Annotated in this window: 19 protein-coding genes; 9 read left to right on the top strand and 10 right to left on the bottom strand. The window is 71.7% G+C overall.

From position 1 onward, the window contains the following. The first annotated feature begins 33 nt into the window (after positions 1–33). On the top strand, positions 34–957 hold the full coding sequence (locus tag J4573_RS06660) for a cyclase family protein (protein WP_208254466.1): 924 nt from the start codon (positions 34–36) through the stop codon (positions 955–957). An 11-nt stretch (positions 958–968) separates the two neighbouring features. Here J4573_RS06660 and J4573_RS06655 read toward each other — a convergent pair whose 3' ends face one another. The 3 genes from J4573_RS06655 to J4573_RS06645 all read right to left on the bottom strand — a co-directional run bounded on the left by J4573_RS06655 (position 969) and on the right by J4573_RS06645 (position 5,423). Beyond that, a complete protein-coding gene (locus J4573_RS06655; protein ID WP_208254341.1) occupies positions 969–2,480 on the bottom strand; it encodes an AMP-binding protein in 1,512 nt (503 codons plus the stop codon). Between the two features lie 26 nt (positions 2,481–2,506). Further along, the gene (locus tag J4573_RS06650) at positions 2,507–3,565 is read right to left on the bottom strand and encodes an LLM class flavin-dependent oxidoreductase (protein ID WP_208254465.1); all 1,059 of its coding nucleotides are present in this window, start codon (positions 3,563–3,565) and stop codon (positions 2,507–2,509) included. A gap of 217 nt (positions 3,566–3,782) precedes the next feature. Continuing rightward, entirely contained in the window at positions 3,783–5,423 is a 1,641-nt protein-coding gene (locus tag J4573_RS06645; RefSeq protein ID WP_208254340.1) for a bifunctional lysylphosphatidylglycerol flippase/synthetase MprF, read from the bottom strand. A 154-nt stretch (positions 5,424–5,577) separates the two neighbouring features. Here J4573_RS06645 and J4573_RS06640 point away from each other — a divergent pair, with 154 nt between their 5' ends. Beyond that, entirely contained in the window at positions 5,578–6,030 is a 453-nt protein-coding gene (locus J4573_RS06640; RefSeq protein WP_208254339.1) for a flavodoxin family protein, read from the top strand. Then, positions 6,027–6,332 carry a Dabb family protein gene (locus J4573_RS06635; RefSeq protein WP_208254338.1) on the top strand — a complete coding sequence of 102 codons (306 nt, stop codon included), beginning with the start codon at positions 6,027–6,029 and terminating at the stop codon, positions 6,330–6,332. Before J4573_RS06640 ends, J4573_RS06635 begins: the two co-directional genes overlap by 4 nt. Positions 6,333–6,474: 142 nt before the next feature. Here the strand turns inward: J4573_RS06635 and J4573_RS06630 are convergent, their stop codons facing one another. After that, the gene (locus J4573_RS06630) at positions 6,475–7,014 is read right to left on the bottom strand and encodes a GlcG/HbpS family heme-binding protein (protein WP_208254337.1); all 540 of its coding nucleotides are present in this window, start codon (positions 7,012–7,014) and stop codon (positions 6,475–6,477) included. Positions 7,015–7,187: 173 nt separating this feature from the next. On the opposite strand from J4573_RS06630, the gene J4573_RS06625 reads away from it, so the two are divergent. From J4573_RS06625 to J4573_RS06600, 6 genes are all read left to right on the top strand, one after another. After that, positions 7,188–8,282 (top strand): sensor histidine kinase, encoded by a 1,095-nt coding sequence (locus tag J4573_RS06625; RefSeq protein ID WP_243772503.1) that lies wholly within the window; start codon positions 7,188–7,190, stop codon positions 8,280–8,282. Beyond that, positions 8,279–8,911: a response regulator gene (locus J4573_RS06620; protein ID WP_208254336.1), complete on the top strand. Its 633-nt coding sequence runs from the start codon at positions 8,279–8,281 to the stop codon at positions 8,909–8,911. Before J4573_RS06625 ends, J4573_RS06620 begins: the two co-directional genes overlap by 4 nt. A gap of 116 nt (positions 8,912–9,027) precedes the next feature. Beyond that, positions 9,028–10,164, top strand: coding sequence for a thiolase C-terminal domain-containing protein (locus tag J4573_RS06615; RefSeq protein WP_208254335.1), 1,137 nt, complete (start codon positions 9,028–9,030; stop codon positions 10,162–10,164). A 41-nt stretch (positions 10,165–10,205) separates the two neighbouring features. Then, entirely contained in the window at positions 10,206–11,342 is a 1,137-nt protein-coding gene (locus J4573_RS53705; protein WP_208254334.1) for a sensor histidine kinase, read from the top strand. Continuing rightward, on the top strand, positions 11,339–12,037 hold the full coding sequence (locus tag J4573_RS06605; RefSeq protein ID WP_208254333.1) for a response regulator transcription factor: 699 nt from the start codon (positions 11,339–11,341) through the stop codon (positions 12,035–12,037). Before J4573_RS53705 ends, J4573_RS06605 begins: the two co-directional genes overlap by 4 nt. A 130-nt stretch (positions 12,038–12,167) precedes the next feature. Next, positions 12,168–14,279, top strand: a complete 2,112-nt coding sequence (locus J4573_RS06600) for an MMPL family transporter (protein WP_208254332.1) — start codon at positions 12,168–12,170, stop codon at positions 14,277–14,279. Here the strand turns inward: J4573_RS06600 and J4573_RS06595 are convergent. Genes J4573_RS06595 through J4573_RS06570 form a run of 6 tightly spaced genes read right to left on the bottom strand, consistent with a single transcriptional unit; the run spans position 14,264 to position 23,960 of the window. Then, positions 14,264–15,187: a glycoside hydrolase family 16 protein gene (locus tag J4573_RS06595; RefSeq protein WP_208254331.1), complete on the bottom strand. Its 924-nt coding sequence runs from the start codon at positions 15,185–15,187 to the stop codon at positions 14,264–14,266. The genes J4573_RS06600 and J4573_RS06595 overlap by 16 nt on opposite strands. Continuing rightward, positions 15,184–17,019: an arabinofuranosyltransferase gene (locus tag J4573_RS06590; RefSeq protein ID WP_208254330.1), complete on the bottom strand. Its 1,836-nt coding sequence runs from the start codon at positions 17,017–17,019 to the stop codon at positions 15,184–15,186. The genes J4573_RS06595 and J4573_RS06590 overlap by 4 nt, the downstream gene beginning before the upstream one ends. Further along, a complete protein-coding gene (locus J4573_RS06585) occupies positions 17,016–18,317 on the bottom strand; it encodes an acyltransferase family protein (RefSeq protein WP_243772502.1) in 1,302 nt (433 codons plus the stop codon). The genes J4573_RS06590 and J4573_RS06585 overlap by 4 nt, the downstream gene beginning before the upstream one ends. After that, on the bottom strand, positions 18,314–20,737 hold the full coding sequence (locus tag J4573_RS06580; protein ID WP_208254329.1) for a glycosyltransferase: 2,424 nt from the start codon (positions 20,735–20,737) through the stop codon (positions 18,314–18,316). Before J4573_RS06580 ends, J4573_RS06585 begins: the two co-directional genes overlap by 4 nt. Then, positions 20,734–21,648, bottom strand: coding sequence for a glycosyltransferase family 2 protein (locus J4573_RS06575; RefSeq protein ID WP_208254328.1), 915 nt, complete (start codon positions 21,646–21,648; stop codon positions 20,734–20,736). Before J4573_RS06575 ends, J4573_RS06580 begins: the two co-directional genes overlap by 4 nt. After that, positions 21,645–23,960 carry a hypothetical protein gene (locus J4573_RS06570; protein WP_208254327.1) on the bottom strand — a complete coding sequence of 772 codons (2,316 nt, stop codon included), beginning with the start codon at positions 23,958–23,960 and terminating at the stop codon, positions 21,645–21,647. The genes J4573_RS06575 and J4573_RS06570 overlap by 4 nt, the downstream gene beginning before the upstream one ends. Positions 23,961–23,973 lie beyond the last annotated feature (13 nt).

Below are 23,973 nucleotides of genomic sequence, written 5' to 3'. Positions count from 1 at the left end.
CGCGGTCCTTTCGAAGGAAGGTCTAACCGAATGATGCTCGATGAGTCCAACAACTGGGGACGCTGGGGTGCCGAAGACGAGCGCGGCGCCCTGAACCTGCTGGCCCCGGAGGTCGTGCTCGCCGCCGCGGGCTGCGTGCGGGAGGGGCGGGCGCTCAGCCTGTCGCTGCCGATCCGCGGCGCCACCTCGTCGCCCGCGCCGACGACCGTTCCGCATTTGCGGGGCCGGCCGCTGCCGCAGCACTTCATGTCGGTGGACGGCGGCGACTACGCGGCCGGAACGCGGGCCATCGGCGCCGGGCTGAAGATGGCCGACGACGCGATCGTGGTCACGCCGCACGGCACGACCACGCACATGGACGCGCTCTGCCACATGTGGTCGGGCGACGAGCTCTACAACGGGCACCCGGCCGACCGCGTCCGCTCGTACGGCGCGGGGCGCTGCGGGATCGACAAGGCGGGCCCGGTCGTGGCGCGCGGCGTGCTGTTCGACGTGCCGCGCGTACGCGGGGTCGAGCGGCTGGACGCGACCGACCGGATCGGGCCAGAGGATCTTGAGGCCTGCGGCGTGGAAGTGCGGGCCGGTGACGTCGCGGTCGTGCGGACGGGGTGGCCGCTGGCCTGGCAGGAAGGGCCCGAGGCCTACTGGGCGGGTCAGCCGGGGCTGTCGGCGGACGGCGGGCGCTGGCTGGCCGAACGGGACGTGTGCATGGTCGCCGGCGACAACGCGGCGATCGGCGGCCTGAACGAACGGCAGCTCGCCGACGAGGGCCTCGCCGACGACCTGCACATGATCTTCCTGTGGCGGCACGGGATCTACCTGGCCGAGATGCTCTGGCTGGAGGAGCTGGCGCAGGTCGCGGCCGAGGCCGGGCGGACGGACTTCCTGTTCATGGCGGCCCCCCTCAGAATCGAGGGGGGCACCGCCAGTCCGATCAATCCCATCGCCGTCCTGTAGTTCCCCTGGGGTTACGCCCCCGGGTAGGCGCCGCCGCCGTACTGCTCGTCGAGCGCGTCGTAGTCGGGGGTGTAGCCCTTCTTCGGGATCGCGTCCACGAACTCGACGTCGCGCGGCTTCTTGTACGAGGCGATCTCGCCCCGGACGTGCTCGATGATGTCCTCGGCGGTCGCGGTCTGCCCGTCCTTGAGGACCACGATCGCCTTCGGCGACTGGCCGAAGCGGTCGTCCGGCACCCCGATCACGGCGGCGTCGGCGACGGCCGCGTGGGCCTTGACCGCGCGCTCGACCTCGGCCGGGTAGATGTTCTCGTTCGCCGACTTGATCATGCGGAGCTTCGGACCGATGAAGGTGATCGTGCCGTCGGCCTCGCGGCGGCCCAGGTCGCCGGTGTGGTGCCAGCCGCCCGCGATCTTGGCCTCGTTCAGCTCGGGCCGGTTGAAGTAGCCGGAGAACAGGCTCGCGCCCCGGGCGCAGATCTCGCCGACCTCGCCCGCCGCGACCTCCTCGCCGGACGGGCCGAGCATGCGCACGTGGACGAGGGGGGAGGGCCGGCCCGCGTATCCCGCGCCGCCCATGCCGAGGCCGAGGAACGTCAGCATGCCGCCGACCTCGGTCTGCCCGTAGCCGCCCATCTTGGACGCGCACCACGGGCTGTCGTCCACCGTGATCATCGCGTCCCACTCGGGGGAGTGCGAGACGAAGCGCAGCGAGGACAGGTCGTGGTCGCCCTCCTTGTTGGCCTCGACCAGGCCGTCGATCATCGGGCCGAACAGGAACGCCTGCGTGCACTTCTCGGCGTCGATGAGGCGGCAGACCTCCTTCGGCTCGTACGCGGGCGTGAAGACCAGCTTGCCGCCGATCTGGAACGTGGCCAGCGTGAACATCACCGTGCCGACGTGGAACAGCGGCCCGCACGCCAGGAACGTGAAGCCGTTCTCCATCTGGCGGATGTGCAGCAGCGACATGCTGTGCGCGATCAGGGCCGTGCTGCTCAGCAGCGCCGCGTTCGGGCGCCCGTCGAAGGCCGCCGTGTAGAGCGCGAGCGCGGGCGTGCCCGACAGGACCTCCGCGGCGCCGGCCGGCTCGGTGGCGTCGTCGGACAGGTAGGACTCGTACTCCTCGGGCGACTTCACCCAGCGCGCGTCCAGCGTGACCTGGCCGCGGGCCTTCTCGACCGCCTCGGACTCCTCCCAGACGACCACCTTGGGGGTGAGGTCGTTCAGCACGTACGCCAGCTCGTCGGCGCTCTGCCGCCAGTTGGCCGGGCAGAAGACCGCGCCGAGCCGGTTCGCGGCGAGCAGCAGCTCCAGGACGCGGAAGGAGTTCTGGCCGAGCCACAGGACGCGTTCGCCGGGGCCGACGCCGTCCGCGGCCAGCGCGTGCGCCAGGCGGTTCACCCGGTCGTCCAGCTCGGGCCAGGTCAGCCGGACGTCGCCGTCGACGACCGCGGTCTCCAGCGGCCGGCCGCGCCGATGCTCGCTGAGAACGTCCCCGAGAGTGAACCGTTGAACGACGGACATCGCGCCTCCAGACGAGGGGGGTGGTTTTAACGGAACGCCGGCATCACTTCTGCGGCGAAGAACTTGAGGACCTTGCGCAGCTCCTCGATCGGCACCGGGCGGGTGCTGCCGAAGTCGCACATGAGGTTGCCGAACCCCATCTCCTGGAGCATCTTGATCTGCCCGATGACCCGCTCGGGGTCGCCGATGACCTCCAGCTGCTCCCAGCGGAACTCGTTGTCGACCGAACCGCCCTTCAGGTAGCGGTTCTGGTAGTACTCGAAACCCTTGGCCGCCTGGCCGGTCTTCGGGTCGATCGGCGCGCTCTGCACGTTGAAGATCCGGGAGCGGTCGAACTCGGCCTCGAAGCGGGCCTGGTCCTCGCGGGCCTGCTCGATGGTCGGCGCGACGTAGACCGAGCGGCTGGCGACCAGCTCGACCGAGTCGGAGTCGACGCCGTTGGCGGCGGCGGTCGCGTGCCAGGTCTCGGCGGCCTTGGCGATCTTCTTGAACGGGGCGGCGGGGTCGGCCAGGATCGGGATGCCGCGGGCCGCGTACATCTCGACCGTCTCGGGGCTCACGGCGGCGACCCTGAGCGGCGGGTGCGGGCGCTGCACCGGCTTGGGCATCAGCGTCAGCGGATGCGTGGTCTCGTAGAACTTGCCCTTGTACTCGAAGTCGTCCTGCGTCCAGAGGCCGAGGATCATGTCCAGGCACTCGTTGAAGCGGTCCCGGGCCTCGGCGAGGTCGAGCCCGAAGTTCTCGAACTCGATGCTCTGGTAGCCGCGGCCGATCCCCATGTCCAGCCGCCCGCCCGACAACAGGTCCACCATCGCGGCCTCCTCGGCCACGTGGATCGGGTTGTGCAGGGGCAGCACCACGATGCCGGTGCCCAGGCGCAGCCGTTCGGTGCGCGCCGCCAGGTTGGACAGCAGGTTGAAGATGTTGGGGACGACGCCGTAGTCCCGGAAGTGGTGTTCGGCGACCCACACCCCGTCGAACCCGAGCTCTTCCAGGAGCTCGACGACCTCGATCTGGTAGTCGTACACCTCCCGGGCGGTCTGCCCCGGGTTCTGGTGGAACAGGTGGAAGGTCGAGAACTTCATCGGGCGGTCAGCCACGTGGACGGCTCCTTCATCTGCGGGCCTGGCAGGGCCTGACCCATCATTACGTACCAAGCGCTCGCTTGGGAAGCCTAGCAGCCAGACCGAAGGACCAGACAGGAGCACCGAACAGGAGCACCGAACAGAAGCACCGAACAGAAGCACCGAACAGGAGCGCCCCGTTCCCAGGCCTGGGAACGGGGCGCTTATGGAGAGGGAGCTAGAAGGGGCCGAAGTGGTGGGCGGGCTCTTCGGCGACCGCGTGCTCGTCGGCGGTGGCGGGCTTGGTGCGGCCGAACTCCAGCGTGAGCAGCGCGGCGGCCAGCCAGACGATGTCGAACCAGGAGCGGAAGACGATGGAGCGCGGCCGGTAGTCGGGCCGGAACTTCTTGTCGAACAGGTAGAGCGACTCCACCGCGATCAGCGGGTCGAGCAGGTGGAGGGCCTGGTAGCCCGCCTTCTCGACCGGGTTGCGGTCCTCGGAGTCCAGCAGCTCGCGGAACGCGGCGAAGTTGAGCGAGACCAGGTCCATGCCCTGCTCGCGCGCGTACTCGATGACCTCGGTGATGAGCCGCTCGTTGACGCCGTTCGGGCCGTCGGGCGAGCGGCGCATCGCGTCCAGGCTGATGCCGTTGCCCGCCGTCGCGTAGCGCTGGAACGCGATGGCCCTGCCGTCCTCGTCGTAGGCGATCGCCACGATCGTGCCGGGGTGGAAGCCGGTGAGCAGCTCGTCCAGGTTCATCGAGAAGCCGCGTTCGGCCGCGCCGCCGAGCGAGGAGGAGGCGACCTCCAGCAGTTCGTCGCGCAGCTCGGGCGTCAGCTCGTCCTCGCGCACGATCTCCGACTTCACGCCGAAGTTGTGCGTGCGCTTCACGGCCTGGCGCACGTTGCGCATCTGCCGTCCCGACAGGCTGAACTCGGCGGGGCGGACCACGACCTCGTCACCGAAGCCGAACGAGCGCAGGTCGCCCCAGGCGGGCAGCAGGTCGGCGCTGGCGCCGAGGACCGCGGGCCGCCAGCCGGTCCGGCGGCTCATCGCCAGGAACTCCTCGATCGCCGATTCCTGCGAGCGCGGGTCGCCGACCGGGTCACCGCCGACGACCGCGAGCCCGAACAGGACCCGGTAGCCGATCGCCGCCCGGCCGTCCCGGCTGAACACGTACGACTTGTCGCGGCGCAGCGCGAAGGGGGCGAGGGTGTCCGAGCCGGGGTTGGCGACCAGCCCGGCGACCGCCTGCCGCTCGTCCTCACCGCCCGCGGGAGGCGCGGGGTCGGAGGCGAGCAGGGTCACCACGATCACCAGCAGCCCGGCCGCGCCCGCGAGTGCGAGCACGTTCGGCAGCCAGCCGGCGCCGTCCATGTGCGAGGCGCTGAGCCCGTCGGCGACGTCGCCGGCGACCGAACGGATCGCCACGCCGCCGATCAGCATCGAGCCGGCGACCGCCCCGATGACCAGCACCGCGCCGGTTTTCACGGCGGTACGGACGCGTTCGGGATGGGGGCGGACCGGAAAGTCGTCGCGGCGCAGCCACAGCGCGACCAGCACCGCGGCGATCAGCGGCGCGCGCCAGAGCGCGTCGTCGCCTGCGATCACCGCCAGCAGGCCCATCCCCGCCACGGTCATCAGCCCGTACCAGGCGGCGCGGCGGCGCAGCACGACGCCGCGCGCGACCAGCGCCAGCACCAGCGCGAGCACCACGGCGTGCACGGGAGCGAGCGGGCGCCCGGTCACCAGCAGGGACAGCCGGTCCAGCCATCGCGGCGCGTCCGGAACGGCCGGGACGGCGACGAGCGCCGCCACCCCCGCGGCCGGTAGCGCGAAGGGCCAGACCGGCCCGGCCGGTTTCGCTTCTAGCTCCACACCACACCTCCGATGAGGCGCAACCAAGATCCTTTGGAACTTGTTCCCCGTCTGCGGCGTTACTTTTGACCGCTTTTGGTCTAACGCCTCTCCCAGGCTATGACCGGAACGAAGGGCGCGCCTCGTTCGGGGGGCGGGTTTAGGGTCGTGCTCAATGAGGAAGCTGCTGATCGTTCATCACACACCGTCACCGGCTCTGCAGGCGATGTACGAGGCGGTGCGGTCCGGGGCGACCACCGACGAGATCGAGGGCGTGGAGGTCGTCTCCCGCCCGGCGCTCACCGCGTCCCCGGTGGACGTGCTGGAGGCCGACGCCTGCCTGCTCGGAACGCCGGTCAACCTGGGATATCTCTCCGGCGCCCTCAAGCACTTCTTCGACCAGGTCTACTACCCGTGCCTGGAGGCGACGGTCCGCCTCCCGTACGGGGCCTATCTGCACGGCAACAACGACGCCACCGGTGCCCTTCGCGCGCTGGAGTCGATTACGACCGGGCTGAAGTGGCGTTCCGTGCTCCCGCCCGTGGTCATCACCGGCGAGCCCGGCAAGACCGATCTGGAGGCCTGCTGGGATCTCGGCGCCACCGTCGCCGCTAGCCTGGCGACATGAGTAACTTCCGGCACGTCGTGCTGTTCCGCTGGGCCGAGGGCACCACCACCGGCCAGGCGGAGGAGGTCGCCTCGCGGCTCTCGGCGCTGGCCGGGGTGATCCCCGAGGTCGGCTCGCTGAGCATCGGAACCGACGCCGGGGTCAACCCGGGCAACTTCGACTTCGTGGTGGTAGGCGACTTCGCGTCCAAGGACGACTACGTCGCCTACCGTGACCACCCGGCGCACCGTGCCGTGATCGACGAGTTCATCAAGCCGATCCTGGCCGAGCGCGCCGCCATTCAGTACGAGCACGGGGCCTAGCCCGCACGTGAGCGCGTTACCTGAGCGGGGCGCGAGCCGGAGGCGATGCTCCCCGCGAAGATCGCGAAGCGATGTCGCGCTCACCGCTTGTGCGGTTCGGGGACCGAGCCTCTAGGCGAGGGCCCGAGGCCGCGAAGGCAATTCAGCGCAGCTGACCCTGGATGGCCTTGAGGCCCGCCTGGGCGATCGACTCGTCGATCGAGCCCTGGGGAGCGCCGCCGACGCCGATGCCCGCGATGGGGGCGCCGCCGGAGGCCACCGGGACGCCGCCCGCGAGGAAGAGCGTGCCGGGGATGTCCTTGGTGGTCGGGCCGTTGCCGGTCGCGCCGTCGGCGAGCTTGGAGGTCGGCTGGCCGAACGAGACGGCGGTGAAGGCCTTGCGCTTGGCCGACTCGACGGTCTGCGGGCCGGCGCCGTCGCCCTTGACCACCAGGCGCAGGTCGCCGGAGCGGTCCACGATCGCGACCGCGACCTTCTGCTTCTGCTTGGCGGCCTCCTTCTGGACCGCGTCCGCGACCTTCATGGCGGCGTCGCTGCTCAGCACGTTCACCTGCTGGACGACGGCCGCGTTCGGGGCGGCGGCGGGAGCCGCGGGGGCGGCCTGGGCGGCGGAGATGCCGATCGCGCCCCCGACGAGGGCCAGTCCGGCGGTCATCCCGACGACGGTGTTGAGCTTCCGCATGATGGTTCTCCCTGGTGGTTAGCGGTTTTTCGCTGACATCCACAACTCTCGCCGGGATCGGGTCGGGTTCCATCGGGAGCCTGATTGATCGCGAATCAACCGATCGGTTGATGCCCGCCCCCGTGCCGCGTGTGACGCTGCGTTAACGTTCAGTAATGCCGGGGGGAGGGATCATGAGCAGGGCAGGAAACCGCGTCTACGCGGCCATGCACGCGGGGTTCTTCGTGCTGATGGCCGCCGCGGCGTCGCGGCTGGTGATCAGGCACGGCGCGAACGCCGAGACCGCCCTCATCCTGTGCGTGGTCGTCGCGGTGATCTACTCGGTGGGCATCGTGTTCTGGGACCCGCTGGGGGAGCGGGGCCGGCTGGTCTGGCTCGCGGTGGTGCTGGGGGCCTGGCTGGGCCTGGTGTTCATCGCGCCGAGCTTCGCGTGGTGCTCGATCCCGCTGTTCTTCATGGGCCTGCGGCTGCTGCCGCCGACTGTGGCCGTGGCGATCGCGGCCCTGCTCACCGGCGCGGTGATCTGGGCGCAGGTACGCCTGTCGGACCGCTTCGACCCGAGCCTGGTCTTCGGCCCGGTCGCCGTGATGGCCGTGGCGACCGTGGTCTTCCTGGAGCTCCAGCGCACCCGCGACGAACTGGCCGACGCGCAACGTTCGGCGGGCGTCCTGGAGGAGCGCGAACGGCTCGCCCGGGAGATCCACGACACGCTCGCCCAGGGCCTGACCAGCATGGGCATGCTCCTGCAGGCCGCCGAACGCGAGTGGGACAGCGATCCGGCCACCGCGCGCGACCATGTACGGCAGGCGGCGGACGCGGCCGAGGGCAATCTGGAGGAGGCCCGCCGCTTCGTGCGCGGCCTCGCCCCCGCGGACCTGGCCGGAGGGTCGCTCGCCGAGGCGCTGCGCAGGATGATCGAACGCGAGGCGCCCGGCACCGTTCTGCGGCTGGACGGCGACGAGCGCCCACTGGCCCCCGAGGGCGAGGCCGTCCTGCTCCGCGTCGCGCAGGGCGCGCTCGCCAACGCCCGCGAGCACGCGGGGGCGGGCACGATCGTGGTGACGCTGACCTGGCTGGACGGCGCGGTGACGCTCGACGTCGCCGACGACGGAGCCGGGTTCGACCCGTCCAGCCCCGGCCCCTCGGCCGCGGGCCGCGGCTACGGCCTGCGCGCCATGCGCGACCGGCTCGCCGCCGTGGACGGCACATTGGTGATCGAGAGCGCTCCTGGGGAGGGCACCGTGGTGGCAGCGAGGATCGGCCGATGAACACCGTCAAGCTGATGATCGTGGACGACCACACCGTCGTCCGCGCGGGTCTCCGGGCACTGCTGGGCAGCGAGCCCGGCGTGGAGGTGGTGGCCGAGGCCTCCAACGGCGAGGACGCCGTACGCCAGGCCGGCCTGGTCCGCCCCGACCTGGTCCTCATGGACCTCCAGCTGGGCGAGGGGATCGACGGCGTGGAGGCCACCCGGCGCATCCTGGAACTGCCCGAGCCGCCCCGAGTCCTCGTCCTCACTACCTACGACTCCGACGCCGACATCGCCCGTGCCATCGAGGTCGGCGCGGTCGGCTACCTGCTGAAGGCGGGCCCGCCGGACGAGCTGTTCCGCGGCATCGAAACGGCGGCCCGGGGGGAGACGGCCCTGTCGCCCCGTGTCGCCAGCCGCCTGATGAACCGCATGCGCGAGCCCACCGCCCTGTCCACCCGCGAGATCGAGATCCTCGAACTCCTCGCCAAGGGCCTGTCGAACCGCCAGATCGCCAAGGACCTGTTCATCAGCGAGGCGACCGTGAAGACCCACCTGGTCCACATCTTCGGCAAGCTCGGCGTCGAGACCCGTACCGGAGCCGTCGCGGCGGCGGTGGAACGCAGGCTGATCCGCATGTCGGACTGAAAAACCGAGCAAGCGCTTGTCTAGATAGCACTTTACGGCTAGGTTCGGCGAGAGGTCGCCCGCCGGGACGGATCGCGCCCCGTCTCGGCGGGCGACACCTATATCCGAGGAGGGCCGTGGGCACGCAGGGCTTCTCGGGCCGCGCCGCGATCGCGGGCATCGGGATGACCGAGCTGTCCCGCGAGTCCGGCAGGACCGAGCTCCAACTGGCCGCCGAGGCCGCCCGCGCAGCCCTCGCCGACGCCGGTGTCGAACGCCCGGACGCCATCCTCAGCTACCACCTGAACGACTCGGCCCCCGTGCTCTACCTGGCCCGCGAGCTGCGCCTGCCCGAGATCGGCTGGCACAACGAGATCTACGGCGGCGGCACCCAGAGCGCCTCGATCCTCGCCGACGCCGCCATGCTGATCGACGCCGGCCTGGCCGAGTCGGTCCTGGTCTACCGTGCCCTCAACGGCCGTTCCGGCAAGCGCATGAACACCCTCGGCCTCAAGCTGGGCGAGGGCACCGAGGAGCAGTTCACCCACCCGTACGGCATGGCGGGCCCCGTTCACCAGTTCGCCCTGGCGGGCCAGCGCTACCTGCACGAGGCGGAGCTCACCGAGGCCCACACCTTCTCGGTGGTGGCCCAATCCCGAGCCCACGCCTCCCGCAACCCCCGAGCCCTCCGCCGCGAGCGCATAGACCTGCCGACCTACATGGCCGACAAGATGGTGGCCTCACCCCTGCGCCGCCTGGACTGCTGCCAGGAAACCGACGGCGCCTGCGCCCTCGTCATCACCAAGACGGCACTGGCCCCCGAAGCACCCCGCATCCACGCGGTCGTCAGAGGTGGAGGCCCCGGCGCCTCCACCATGGACAAGGCCGACGACGTCACGCGCCTCTTCTCCTCCTACGTGGCAGGCCCCCTCTACGAGGCCGCGGGCATGAAGCCGGACGACGTCTCCCTCGCCCTCCTCTATGACGCCTACAGCTGGCTGGTGCCCCGCCAGCTGGAGGACTTCGGCCTCGTTCCTCGCTCCGACCTGGGCGTTCTCCTACACGCCCAAGAGATCGCCTGGAACGGCCACATCCCCGTCAACCCCCACGGCGGCCTGCTCTCCGAGGGCTACGTCCACGGCCTCAACAACGTCGCCGAAGCGGTCCGCCAGCTCCGCGGCACCGGCACCAACCAGACCAGGGACCCCGAGGTCGCCCTCTGCACCGGCTTCGGCGGCAGCTACGGCAGCGCCGCCATCCTCACCCGCCCCTGACGATCTGATCGGCCGTGGCCCTGCGGGCGTACGCTCGCGCTGTGGTGGTACCGCGACGGGTGCTCGCCGACGCCGGCGTGACGCTGGTGGTCGGCGCGATCAACGCGATGATGATTCACGAGGCCTCCGAGCCGGGTTCGAGAGCCGTCGACGCGCAGGCGTACCTGCTGGGCGCCCTCATGACCCTGCCGATCCTGTGGCACCGGCGCAGGCCGATCGCCGTCCTGCTGCTGTGCAGCCTCGGGCTCTTCGGCTACTACTCGGCCAACTTCCCGGGGATCTCGCCGATCGGCGTGCTGGCCGTTCCGCTGTACTCGACGGTCATGGCGGGACACCTGCGCTGGGCCGCCGGGATCATCGGCGGCTTCTTCGCCATCGGCTTCTTCGTCGTCGTGGGCCGCAAGGGGATGTCCTTCCTTGAGGGCATGGCGACGTTCGTGACCCACTGGGCGCTGGCCGCGGCGGTGATCCTCCTCGCCGAGGTGGTGCGCAGCAGGCGGGCCCTGGCGGAGGAGTCGCGCGAACGGCTCAGGCTCCTGGCCGAGGAGGGTGAGCTGACGGCCGCGCGCAGGGTCGCCGAGGACCGGGTGCGCATCGCGCGCGAACTGCACGACACCGTGGCGCACAGCATGGCGACCATCACCGTTCAGGCGCGCGCGGCGCTGCAGCTGGTCGGGGAGGAGAGCCAGGCCGCTCCGGCGCTTGAGGCGATCCGCGACACCGGCAGCCGCGCCCTGCGGGACATGAGCGCGACGCTCGGGGTGCTGCGGGCGGGCGCCCAGGACGGGGAACGGGACGCCGCCGGGCTGGACCGCGTGCCCGCGCTCGTCGACGCGGTCCGGGCGGCCGGGGTCTCGGTCGAGCTTGAGGTGATCGGGTCGCACGAGGGGCTCGGTGACCGGCTCGACCACGCCGCGTACCGCATCCTGCAGGAGTCGCTCACCAACGTGCTGCGGCACGGCGGACCGCGGGTCAGCGCCCGGGTCCGGCTGGCCTGCGGACCCCGGGGGATCGAGCTGGAGGTCGCCGACGACGGTGCCGGGGGAACGGGAGCGGGCGGCCACGGGCTGCGCGGGATGCGCGAGCGGGCCGAGGCGCTCGGCGGCACGTTCGAGGCGGGACCGCGGCCCGGAGGCGGCTTCGTGGTGGGCGTCCGGCTGCCCGCGGTGAACCCGTGATCCGCGTGGTGCTCGCCGACGACCAGTCGCTGGTGCGGGCCGGGTTCCGGGTGCTCCTGGAGGCGGCGCCCGACATCGAGGTCGCCGGCGAGGCCGCGAACGGCGGCACGGCCGTGGCGCTGACCCGCGAGCACCTGCCCGACGTGGTGCTGATGGACCTGCGGATGCCCGAGGTCGACGGGCTCACCGCGATCCGGCGCATCACCGCCGATCCGCTGCTCGGCAGGGTGCGCGTCCTGGTGCTCACCACCTACGCCGAGGACGAGAACGTGTTCCGCGCGCTGCGCGCCGGGGCGAGCGGCTTCCTCGTCAAGGACATCGAGCCCGCCGACCTCCACCAGGCCGTACGCGTCGTCGCGCGCGGCGAGTCGCTGCTCGCGCCCGCCGTCACGCGCGCGGTGATCGAGGCGTTCGTCCAGACGGGCGCTGCCGCGGGGGCGGCCGGGCCGCGACCGGCTCCCCGTTCAGGGGACGCGCTGGCGGGACTGACGGCGCGCGAACGCGAGGTGGTCAGGCTGGTCGGGCGGGGACTGTCCAACGACGAGATCGCCGAGGCGCTGGTGGTCAGCCCGTTCACCGCCAAGACGCACGTCAGCCGCGCCATGACCAAGACCGGGGCGCGTGACCGGGCGCAGCTGGTGGTGCTGGCCTACGAGAGCGGCCTCGTCACCCCGGGCGGCGGTCGGCCGGGATGATGACGCTCCGGGCGTACTTCCGGGGGAGTACGCGCGGCCGCGATTGACTTCTTTCGCGGGATGCCAGGGCGACGCCGGACGTGGACTCTCGAACGGACCACATCCGACGACCTCCCAGAGGTGATCTCCGGTGCCGTCACAGCCCGAACGGCTCGCACGGCTCGCACGGCTCTGTTACCGGCGGCGGCGCCTGACCGTCCTCGCCTGGCTCCTCGGCACGGCGGCCCTGCTGACGCTGGGCTTCGGCTTCGCCGCCAAGCCGCTGAACGATTTCTCCGGCGGGAAGGCGGAGTCGGCCAAGGCCCAGCAGCTGCTCAAGGACCACTTCCCGCAGCTCAGCGGCGACAGCATCACGCTGGCGATCGAGGCGGACGCCGGGGTGCGCGACCCGGCGGCGCGGGCCCGCGTCCAGGCGGCGATCGCCCGGCTGGCCCGGACCCCGCATGTGAGCTCGGTGTCCTCGCCGTACCAGGGCCAGGGGCAGATCTCGCGGGACGGGCGCATCGCGTTCGCCACCGCCAACCTCGACGTCACCTCCGACGACATGCCCAAGGCCGAGGTCACCAAGCTGCTGCACGACGTGCGCCACAGTGACGGCCCGGTGCGGCTGGAGCTCGGCGGCGCGGCGATCGACCAGGCCGAGACACCCGGTGGCGGCCCCTCTGAGGGAGTGGGCGTGCTGGCCGCGATGGTCATCCTGCTGGTCGCGTTCGGCTCGGTCCTGGCGATGGGCCTGCCCATCGCCTCCGCCCTGTTCGGGATCGGCACCGGGCTCGCGCTCACCATGCTGCTCGGCCACGTGCTGCCCGCGCCCGCGTTCAGCCCCATCGTCGCGGCGCTGATCGGCCTCGGCGTCGGCATCGACTACGCGCTGTTCATCGTGACCCGCTACCGGGAGTCGCTGGCCGAGGGGAACGATCCGGAGGAGGCCACGGTGCAGGCCATCGCGACGGCCGGGCGCGCGGTGCTCTTCGCCGGCACCACGGTCGTGATCGCGCTGATGGGGCTGTTCGTCATGCAGCAGAAGCTGCTGAACGGCGTCGCGGTCGCCGCGGGCGTGACCGTGCTGATGACGATGGTCACCGCCGTGACCCTGCTGCCGGCGCTGCTCGGCTTCGCCGGGCGGGGCATCGACCGGCTGCGCGTTCCCGGGCTCGGGCGGGCGCGCAGGCCGCTCGCCGAGCGGTGGGCGCGGACCGTCCAGCGCCGGCCGCTGACCGCCGGCCTCGCCGCCGCCGGGATTCTGGTGCTCCTCGCCGTGCCCGCGCTGTCGATGCGGCTCAGCCTGCCCGACTCCAGCACCCAGCCCCACGGCACCAGCGGCTACGCCTCGCACCGCATCATCGCCGAGGGCTTCGGCGAAGGCACCGGCGCGCCGCTGGTCGTCGTCGTCCAGGGCGGCGACGCCTCACGCGTCGCCGAGGCCGTCGCTTCGACGCCGGGGGTGGCGGGCGTGCAGCCGCCGCGCACGAGCCCGGACGGCGCCGCCTCGGTGTTCGTCGCGTTCCCGCGTACCGGCCCGCACGACAAGGCGACGCCCGGACTCGTCCACACCATCCGCGACGAGGTGGTCCCGCGCGCCGTCGCCGGAACGGGCGCCACGGTCCACGTCGGCGGGCCCAACCCCGCGTCGATCGACTTCGCCGACAGCGTGCGGTCCCGGCTGCCGCTCCTGATCGCCGTGGTCGTCGGCCTGTCGATGGTGCTGCTGGTGGCACTCGTCCGGTCGGTCGTCGTGGCGCTCCAGGCGGCGGTGATGAACCTGCTGTCCATCGCGGCCGCCTACGGGGTGCTGACGGCCGTCGTGCAGTGGGGCTGGGGCGGCGCGGCGCTCGGCTTCCCGGTGGCCATGCCGGTCGCCACCTGGGTGCCGCTGATGATGTTCCCCATCCTGTTCGGGCTGTCGATGGACTACGAGGTCTTCCTGGTCTCGCGGGTCCGGGAGTTCCACGAGCACGGCATGGAGACGCGCGAGGCGGTCGCGCAGGGCCTCGCCCGCACCGCCCGCGTCATCACCGCCGCCGCGGCCATCATGGTGATGGTCTTCCTGTCCGTGCTGCTCGGCGCCGACATCGCCGTGAAGCAGATGGGCCTCGGCCTCGGCGTCGCCGTCCTGATCGACGCCACGATCGTGCGCCTGGTCCTCGTACCGGCGCTGATGGAGCTGTGCGGCGACGCCAACTGGTGGCTGCCCCGCCCGTTCGCCCGTCGCGCGCTCGCCCGGTCTCAGGCGCGCTTGTAGACGCGGACGTAGTCGATCAGCATGCGGGCGGGGAACCGGGTCGTGGAGTCGGGGGCGCCGGGCCAGGTGCCGCCCACGGCGAGGTTGAGGATCAGGTAGACGGGGGCGTCGAAGGTCCAGGAGTCGCCGGGGGCGCTGGACTTCTTGTCGACCGCGTAGACCTTGTGGTCGACGGCGAACTCGATGCGGTCGGGGTACCAGTCGGCCGAGAAGATGTGGAAGTCGTTCGAGAAGTCCTGGCCGCCGGGCAGCTCGTAGGTGTGGAAGGGGAAGCTGCGGAGCTTGCCCGAGGAGTCGGCGCCGCCGTGGAGGCGGCCGAAGGCCTTGGTGGGGGAACGGCCCAGGTGCTCCATGACGTCGATCTCGGATCGGGGCGTGGACCACTTGGGGGCGTGCATCGCCCAGAACGCGGGCCAGAGGCCCTTGCCGGGCGGGACCTTGATGCGCGCCTCCAGGCGACCGTAGCGGGGCGTGAACTTGCGGTCGGTGATGAGGCGGGCCGAGGTGTACCTGCCAGCGCCGGAGGTGCGGGCCGTGATGGCGAGGTTGCCGCTGCCGTCGTGGGAGGCGTTGGAGGTGCTCTGGGTGTAGTCCTGCAGCTCGCCGTTGGCGTGGTAGTTGTCCACCTGGAACGTCCACTTGCCGGACTGCGGGGCGGTGCGCACCTTGCCGTTGAACTCGTCCGACCAGGCCAGCTTCCAGGGGGAGGTGTTCTTGGGCTTGGGGGACGGCGGTGGGGACGACGGCGCTGTCGGGGTCGGCACGGGGGTCGTGGGGGTGGGCGGTGGTGTGGCCGATGTGCCGGCGTTGTCGGAGTTCTTGTCCGTGAGGACGAACGCGGCGGTGGTGACCGCCAGGGCCACGGTGACCACGACGGCTACGACGATCCAGCGGATGTTTCCGGTCATGGTGCCTTCTGGATGGCCACTACGTAGCCGTTGGGGAGGTCGGTGACCTGGAAGCCGCGGAACTGGGCGGGGCGGAACGTCGCCGTGGCTCCCTGTTTGGAACGCCAGACCAGGCTGGTGCCTTCGCGGTGGAGGACGTAGACGTCGATCCGGCCGAAGGCCGTCGTCGCGTTGGCCAGGTCCGGGGTGGCGGAGAGGCGGGTCAGCTCGGCGAAGCGGGCGTCCCAGCGCTGGAGTGCCGCCGTGGCGCCGCGGTCCCAGCCCAGGTAGCCGTGCCACTTCTCGTAGACGAAGACCGCCTCGTCGGGGGACAGGATCGTGGGGTCGCCGGTGAAGTTCTCCTTCACGGCGGCGCGCAGGGGGGCGACTGGGAAGGTGAAGCGGTCGCGGGCCTCGTCCGCCGGGCGGAACGTTCGGGCGGCTTCGGCGGCGTGGCGGGGGAGGCGGCCGTTGGCGTCCGGTTGCAGGTGCGCGTACGTGAGGAAGCCTCCGGGGGAGAGGGAAGGCTGGTTGCTCACGAAGTAGAGGCCGCCCGCGACGGTGAACGTCGCGGCCAGGGCGAGGACGCCCTTGGTGTGGCTTAGGCGGGGCAGGTATTCGAAGGCTGTGAGGACGGCGGCGGTCAGGAGGATCGCCGAGATGAGGAAGCCCGCGTAGTAGTAGAGGCCCGTGTGGCCGGAGCCTTCGTTGCGGACCCAGCTGACCCCCGCGTAGACGTAGCAGCCGCCCAGGAGGGACAGGAGCGGCTTGCTCCACCAGGTCTTCCGTATCGAGTAGATGAGGCCGCCCAGGCCTGCCAGCTCGACGAAGGCCAGAAGGCTCGGGGTGATGAACGGGAAAACGGCCTTCAGCGCGTAGTCGGGTTGGTAGGTGTCGCTGACCTGCTTGCCGCCGTCCTGGAGCATTCCCCATGCGAAGGGGGCGAGGTAGACCGCGCCGATGGCGATGCAGACGGCTGTGGTACGCAGAACATGGACGAGGTAGGCGCGGCGGTCGGCGCGCCAGGAGGACCACATCAGGGCGAGGACTCCGGCCACGCTGAACAGGACGTAGGCGTAGTAGTCCAGGAGTAGGAAGCCGCCCAGCAAGCCTGCGGGCAGCCAGTGCAGGCGTCCGCGCGGCGGGTTGCCGAACGTCAGAATCAGCCAGGGGACCGTGACCGCGAGGGCGATGACCTCGTAGGACTTGTTCGCGGCGCCCAGCGCGTTCGGGCTCCCCAGGGCGAGGAGCGCGACGACGCTGATGGTGGCGGCGACCGGGGGCTTGACCAGACGCAGCCAGAGCGCGAACGCGGCGACCAGCGAGCCGGAGACGGTGAGGATCTCGGCGGGGGCCAGCAGGCGCCAGGCGGGGATGCTCAGGAGCGCCGAGGCCTTGCCGATCAGCCAGGGGAAGAGCGGCGGGTATTCGGAGCTGACGCCCGTACCGAGGCCGTCCACGACGCGCCACTCGGAGGAGTAGCGGTTGGCCATGGCCGAGAGCCGGCCGGTGTCGCCCAGAACACCTTCGTAGGCGAACGGCGTGCCGCTCAACGCGGAGCGCACCACCAGCACGGTGAACGCTGCGAAGAGGCCCACGGCCACGCCGGAGATGGGCAGGCGGCTGCGGCGCAGGGCGGGGACGCAGAGAAGCGCGGCGGCGACCAGGCCGATCGCGGCGGGGACCAGGCGTGACCAGGTGCCGAACGGGTCGAGGTCGAGGAGTGCGGGGATCGCGGCGGCCGCCGTACCGGCCACCAGCCAGGTGAGGAGCGCGGCCAGGCCTTGCGCGCGGAGCGTGGGGCCCGGGGCGTGGTCTTCGCGGACGGGAGCGGGAGCGTGCGTGGTGGTCACAGGACCTCCAGGCGTTCGGCGGGGGCGGGCGCCGGGACCTCGGCGGGCGCGGCGGCGGAAGAGGAGGGCGGCGCCGGGTCGGCGCGGCGGGCCAGGCGGCGGCCCAGGTTCTGCATCGGGATCTCGACGATGCGGTACGACAGCCACGAGACCGGCAGCAGGATCGCGAAGTAGGCGACGAAGGCCGCCGGGCCCCACTGCGACTCGGGCAGGATCGCCAGCATCGCCGCCATCAGGAGCGGGTGGATCAGGTAGACCGAGTAGCTGACCGTTCCGAGCCAGGCCAGGGCGCCCGGCATGCGGCGGTTGCTCAGCGCGCGGCCCGCGACGAACGCGGCGACGGCGAGGACGAGCGCGATCGCCCATTCGCGCGGGTATGTGGAGTAGTCCTTCTCCACGCCCGCCGGGACGCCGGAGTTCCAGAAACCGGCGACGACGGCGAGCACGGCGACGACGGCGGTGGTGAGCGCCGCGGTCGAACGCCGCAGCCGGCCCTGGTCGGCGCGGTGGAGAACGGTCCCGGTGAACATCATCGCCAGCAGCGCGCAGCTCCAGCCGATGCCGGACCTGCTGTTGAGGGTCACCAGGAGCAGGGCGACGACGGCTCCCAACACCGCGCCGACCGTTCGCAGGCTGCCGGTGGGGCGGGCGACGGACGCGGCGATCGCGGCGGCCAGGAGGAGGGCGGCCACGGCGATCACCGGGACCGTGCCCACGTGGCGGGACAGGAAGGCGGCCGGGACCACCGCGCCCAGCACGAACCCGACCGTCGCCAGGGAGACGGCGATGGGGGCCGAACGGCGATGCAGGCCGACCGCGAAGAGACCCGCCGCCAGCAGGTAGAACACCATCTCGTACGAGAGGGTCCACATGACCACGATCGCGTTCGGGACGTTCAGCATCTCCTGCAGCAGGAACCCGTGCGCGAGCGCGGCGGTGATCGGCTCGGCGTGGGAGAGCGCGCGGGCCGAGGACGCGGTGATGTTGCCGACCGCCAGGACCCCGACCCCGCACACCGCGACGACGACCAGCGGATGGATGCGGAAGAGCCGGCCGATCCAGAAGCGCCGCAGCGACCCGGTCTTCTCCAACGACGCCGGGATGACGTAGCCGCTGACCAGGAAGAACACCAGGACGCCCCAGATGCCCAGGTTGAACCACCGGCTCGTGTGCCGGTAGAGGTCGGGCAGGAACCATCCGGCCGCGTGGTGGGCCGCCACGGCGCAGGCCGCGATCCCGCGCAGCACGTCCAGCCAGGCGAGCCGCTTGGTGGGCTGCGTTCGCTCAACCGGGTTCATCGGCGGGCCCCTCCGCTCTGGGGGAACGGGACCCGGCTCACCTTGGGGATGTCCGACAGCCGGGACCGGAAGCTGGTGGCCAGCACGACGGCCCCGACCAGGACCGACAGGCCCTGCGCGAGGGCCCATCCCGCCGCGCCCGCCGTGAGGCCGTGCGGGAGGAACAGCGCGGTGATGACCAGGACGAGGGTGGCGTTGGCGCCGTTCATGAAGATGTAGGCCTTGGTGCGGTCGCGCGCGATCAGCGCCGCGTCGACCAGGTAGGAGCCGCCGCTGAGCAGCGCGCCGATCGCCAGCCACCGCAGGCAGCCGGTCGCGGCCTCCGCGTAGGCGTCGCCGAAGAGCCGCAGCACGAGCGGCGCGGCGACGATGGCGATCAGCACGGCGGGCAGCAGCAGCCCGTAGATCGCCTTGACCGCCTTGGCGAGCTGCTTGGCGAGCGCACCGCGCTGCGCCTCGGCGAACACGACCTGCGCGGCGGTCGACGGGATGAAGTTGATGAACCCCGCCAGCTGGAACGCCACCGCGAAGAGCGCGGTCTGCTTGCTGCCGGAGATCGCCAGGACCTGGATCGGGGTGACCGTGCTCGGCAGGATCCCGAAGACCGTGCCGAGGTAGCTGCCGCCGGAGAACGACAGGTGCTCGCGCAGCACGCGGCGCGCGCCGAGCCGCACGCGGTCGGGCGGCAGCCTGCGCATCAGCGCGATCCCGCCGAGGACCGAGGCGAGGACGGTGCCCGAGCCGTACGACACGATCAGCCCGGGCAGCCCGAACGGGATCAGCGCGAGCAGCGCGCCCACCTTGGCGACCTGGCCGACCACGTTCTTGACCAGCAGCGCGCCGGTCGCCCGCATGGTGATCAGGCCCGCGTCGAACAGCGCGCCCCCGGCCGTGGCGACGACCAGCAGCGTCATCAGGCCCACCGAACGCAGGTCTCCGCCCAGGTTCGGGCCGCCGCCGGGCAGCAGCGGGGTGAGCAGCAGCAGGCAGAGCACGGTGAGCGCCCCGCCGATGACCGTCACCGCCGCGACCGTCACCCGCGCCAGCTCGCGCGGGTCCTCGCTCTTGGTCAGGTGGCGGATCACGGTGTTGGGCAGGCCGAGCGAGGCCACGGTGGCGAGCAGGTTCACGCCCGCGGTCACGCCCGCCAGCCACCCGACCTGCGCCTGCGGGTAGGTGCGCGCCGCCAGCGTCCAGTAGAGGAACCCGAACGCGGCCAGGCCCAGCGTGTTGGACAGCAGGAGCATCGAGCCCCGGTAGAGCGCGTCGTCGGCGACGCGGCGGAACCAGCCGTGCGCCAGGGCCGCGAGCCGTCCGCGTTCCCTGGGGCCGCGTTCGGCGGGCGGCGGTGGTGCCTCGACGATGCGGGCGAACTCCTCGGCGGTGGTCTCGCCGATGGCCTCCCAGCCGTTCTCGCGGGTGTAGGCGAGCGCGGCCTCCGACATGGCCTCAAGGTCCGCCGCACCGGCCTGCGCGAGCTCGGCCAGTGCCTTGGTGAGCTGGACGCGGTCGCCGGGCTCGGCAGCGGGCTCGTACCGCCGTACGGCGTCGTCCGGCAGCTCGGCGAGCGGCGGGACGTCCGGGACGATGAGCGGGCGGCCGTAGCTGAGCGCCAGCAGCGCCGACCCGCTCGTGGTGATCTTGCGGAACGGCAGCACGACCACGTCCGCCGCCCCGTACAGTCCGGCCAGCTCGCCGTCCGGTACGTGCTCCAGCCGCAGCGTCACCCGGTCGCCCAGCGGCGCCGCGAGCTCGCGCAGCCGGGCCGCCAGCGCCGCGTCGGAGCAGGAGCCCGCGATCGTCAGCGACGCCTCGACCCCCGACGGCAGCTCGGCGAACGCGGCGATCAGATCCTCGACGCCCTTGTACTCGGCGACCATGCCCAGGAAGAGGAACCGCCCGCCTCCGCCTTCGCCCCCGCCGGGCGCGGGCAGCGCGGGAGCGGGATAGGGCCCGTGCGGCACGACGGCCGCGCGCCTGGGGTGGGCCCTCATCGCCGCCAGCTCGTCGAGAGTCCCGAGAGAGTGGGAGATGACCAGGTCGCACGCGCGCACGAGCGTTCGCCGCGCGGCGACGTCGTTCGCGAAGACCTGCTGGTGCGGCAGCACGTTGTGCGCCGTCCAGGCCAGCCGCAGCCCGAGCAGCCGCGCCGTCGCCAGCACCACGCGGAACCACGCCTGGGCCAGGAGCCGCGTCCGGCTCCCGCCCGGCAGCGTGAACGCCCACACCCAGTGCAGGTGAACGATCCGTGCGCCGGTCAGCCTTCCGGCAAGCAGCTCCAGCGGCAGCAGCAGCACGTTCAGCGTGTGCGAAGGCGTCAGTCCGCCCAGGTAGCGCACGCGCATGCCCCGCCGCCGGAGCTCGGTATACAGAAGCTCCTGGTAGGGGTTGCCGTCGCGGGGGAGTACGAGGACCTTCATCGCGACGGCAGCTCCGCCAGCACTCCGGCCCCGTAGGCGAGGTGGTCGACGATCACGCGCCCGGCGCCGATCCGCCGGTTGCGCCAGGCCGGGACCGCGAGCAGCAGCGGGTAGAGCAGCACCCACGGAACGAACACCGACGCCACCAGCACGACGGGGATCCCGGCCAGGAAGACCGGGTAGACGACGACCATCGGCTCCGTGGACAACAGCTGCCCGCGCCGCGAGCGGTGCTTGCGGTACAGGCGGGCGCGCGCCTTGCCGTAAGCGAAGGAACGCTTGAACTGCCGCCGCCGGTCGCCCCAGTGGTGCGTGACGACCGAGCCGGGAGCACTGCGGATCTTGTGGCCCGCGTCGATGGCCCGCCAGGCGAAGTCGACGTCCGAGCCGTACTCGAAGGCCTCGTCGAACCCGCCGATCGCCTCCCACACCTTGGTGCGGAACGCGAGGTTGATGGTCGGGCACTCGTCCAGGTAGGCGGCCTCGGCCCGGCGCAGCGCCTCCGCGTCGTACAGCCCGTCCGCGCCCTCGGGGCCGACGGCCACGCCCGCGACGATGTCCTCGCCGTCGACCTGGATCGGCGCCAGCAGCTCGCCCAGCCAGCCGTCCAGCGGACGGCAGCCGGCGTCGGTGAAGACCACGATGTCGCCCTTGGCGGCGCGCACGCCCGCGTTGCGCTGGTGGGGGATCGACACCCGCACCCCGGCCGGACGCTCGAACGCGATCCAGCGCACCCCGGGGTGGGCGGCGGCGATGTGGTCGAGCCGGCCGTCGGAGGCGTCCACCACGATGATCTCGTACGGCTCGCCGTGACCGTCGGCCGCGCCGTAGGCGTCCGCCGCGGCGGCCACGCCGCTCAGCGTGGCGTCCAGCTCGGGCTCGTCCTTGCTGATGACCACCATGGAGATCATTTGTGGAACACCTCGGATGTGCCGTTGCTGTACACGAGGTCGTAGTGCTCCTTGATGAAGTCGGCGGGGAAGGCGTAGGTGGCCATGCCGTCGGTCACCGAGGACCGGGCCCGGCCCTGGACGACGTTCACCCGGGTGGCGTAGATCCACGCCGAGTTGTTGATCACCGGTGGCGCCAGGTCGGTCAGCATCCCGGGCCGCCACGCGCCCATCTGGGTGAACAGGCGCGTCTGCCCGTAGCGGTCGGAGTAGACGAAGTCCTTGTTGTTCGCGACGTTGGCGGCCAGCCACGCGGCCGAGGCGATCTCCGGGCGGTACATGTAGTAGCGCTCGGTGTCCTCGCCGCCGCCCTTCAGGTTGGTGCCGGGCGACCCGTTCAGGCCGACCGCCGACAGCCCGCTGGTCTTCAGGAAGATCGCCAGTACGGCGCCCGCGACGGCCGTCCACATCAGGCCGTCCAGGACCCCCTTGGAGAACCGCAGCCCGACCTTGCGCAGGTGCGGCGAGCTCTTGTGCAGCATCCAGAACAGCGCGACCGACACCAGCGTCAGCGCCTGGATCTGGGCGCGCCCCTGGTTGTAGGTGCTGGCCAGGGTGCCCGACAGCCGGAAGAGCACCAGGGCGCCGAGGGCGGGCAGCGCGAGCAGGCCCACCTGCCGCGTCAGTCCCGGGGATCTTCGGGTGAACGCCATGACCGCCGCCGCGACCAGGGCCAGCAGGTTCCCGAGCTGGGCGAAGATCAGGACGGCGAGCTCCAGGAGCTGGCCGATCGGGATGAGGCGCGGCGTCGGCTTGGTGAGCGGCGCGTCCTTGAGCGCGTACCTCGGATCGTCCGCGCCCTCGGACGGCACCACGTACTTGCGCTGCGCCGCGTACTCCTCGCGGACCTTCTTGTCGTACTCGGCCGCCGAGATGGTCGCGCCGTCGCCGCCGGCCAGGTACGCGCCGATGATGCCCTTGCCCTGGCCGTGCGGCAGCAGCTGCAGCCCGTCCGAGCTCAGCGCGGTGCGCAGCTGGCCGAGGTTGGACGCCGACTGCGTGACCGGCCCGTACCAGGCCACCGCGCTGATCGTCGCCGCGACCGTCGCCGCGACCACCGTCCAGCGCACGGGTGTCGCACGGCGCAGGATCGCCAGCAGGACCTGCATCACGATCGCGCCGACCAGCATCATGATCGCGAAGTAGGCGGACGAGTAGTGCGACACCACCAGCGCCGGGCCGAACATGATCACCAGCGCGACGCGCTGCGGCCGCGGCATCTCGATCTCCAGCATCGCCGCGCACAGCGCCAGGAACAGCAGCAGCGCGACCTCCTGGCGGGTGAGCGCCGGGAGCTGCTGCGACACACCGCCCTGGACCAGCACGTACGCGGCGGCCAGCAAGGCCCACCGGCGCGGCAGGAAGCGCGTGGCGATGTTGAAGATGCCGACCACGAACATCGCGAACGCGGCCGGATAGGCGAGCTTGAGCACCAGCGCCACGTCCACGCCGGTCAGGGCGTGCAGCTGCGCGGGCAGCACGGTGATGCTCAGCATCGCGCCGTAGGCGTCCTTGTGGGGGTGCATCTGCCACACCCCGTCCTGGATCGTCTGGGTCGCGATGGCGTACTCGGTGGAGATGTCGAACCCGTACATCAGGTCGCTGCGCAGCGAGTACGCCCACATCATCGCCAGCGAGATCGCGAAGAGCAGCAGCGAGATGAGCGTGACGTCCAGCCGTCCGGCCAGCACGGCGGCCAGGATCAGCACCACGCCGCAGGTGACCAGGACGCCGATCGCCACCGCCGAGCCCTGGCCGTGGTTCAGGCGGAGCGCGCCCACCGCGGCCATCAGCGGCAGCAGGCCCATCAGCGCCAGCCACGCGGCCGACGGGATCGCCGGACGCGGGATCGCCGTGCTGAGCGGCGCGGTCGTGCCGAACAGCAGGAGCACGAGGCAGATCACCTCGAGCCCGATGAGCAGCGGCGCGGGCCGCAGCGGATGCGCCATCCCGGCCTGCGCGCCGATGATGTTGACCGCCAGGCCCGAGGTCATCAGCACGACGAGCGAGCAGGCCGGCACGTACAGCGGGAAGTTCGCCACCGACGTGCCGGGCACGCGCATCGCGTTCAGCAGGAGCAGTCCAGGCACCGTGAACAGCATCGGGATCAGGACCAGCTGCGCGATCCACAGGTCCTGGAGCATCGCGAGGGCCGCCATCAGCGCCAGCGAGCCGCCGTAGGTGACGACGCGCCGGAAGATCAGCCATTCGATGGTGCCGCGGATCCGGCGAGGCGAGGGGGGCAGGTCCTCCTCTGGGAACTGATCGCTCAAGGGTGGCCGGACA

This window comes from Actinomadura barringtoniae (assembly GCF_017573505.1).
Taxonomy (GTDB): Bacteria; Actinomycetota; Actinomycetes; order Streptosporangiales; family Streptosporangiaceae; genus Spirillospora; species Spirillospora barringtoniae.
Note: the sequence above shows the minus strand (reverse complement) of the source record. Positions and strands in the feature narration are given on the sequence as shown.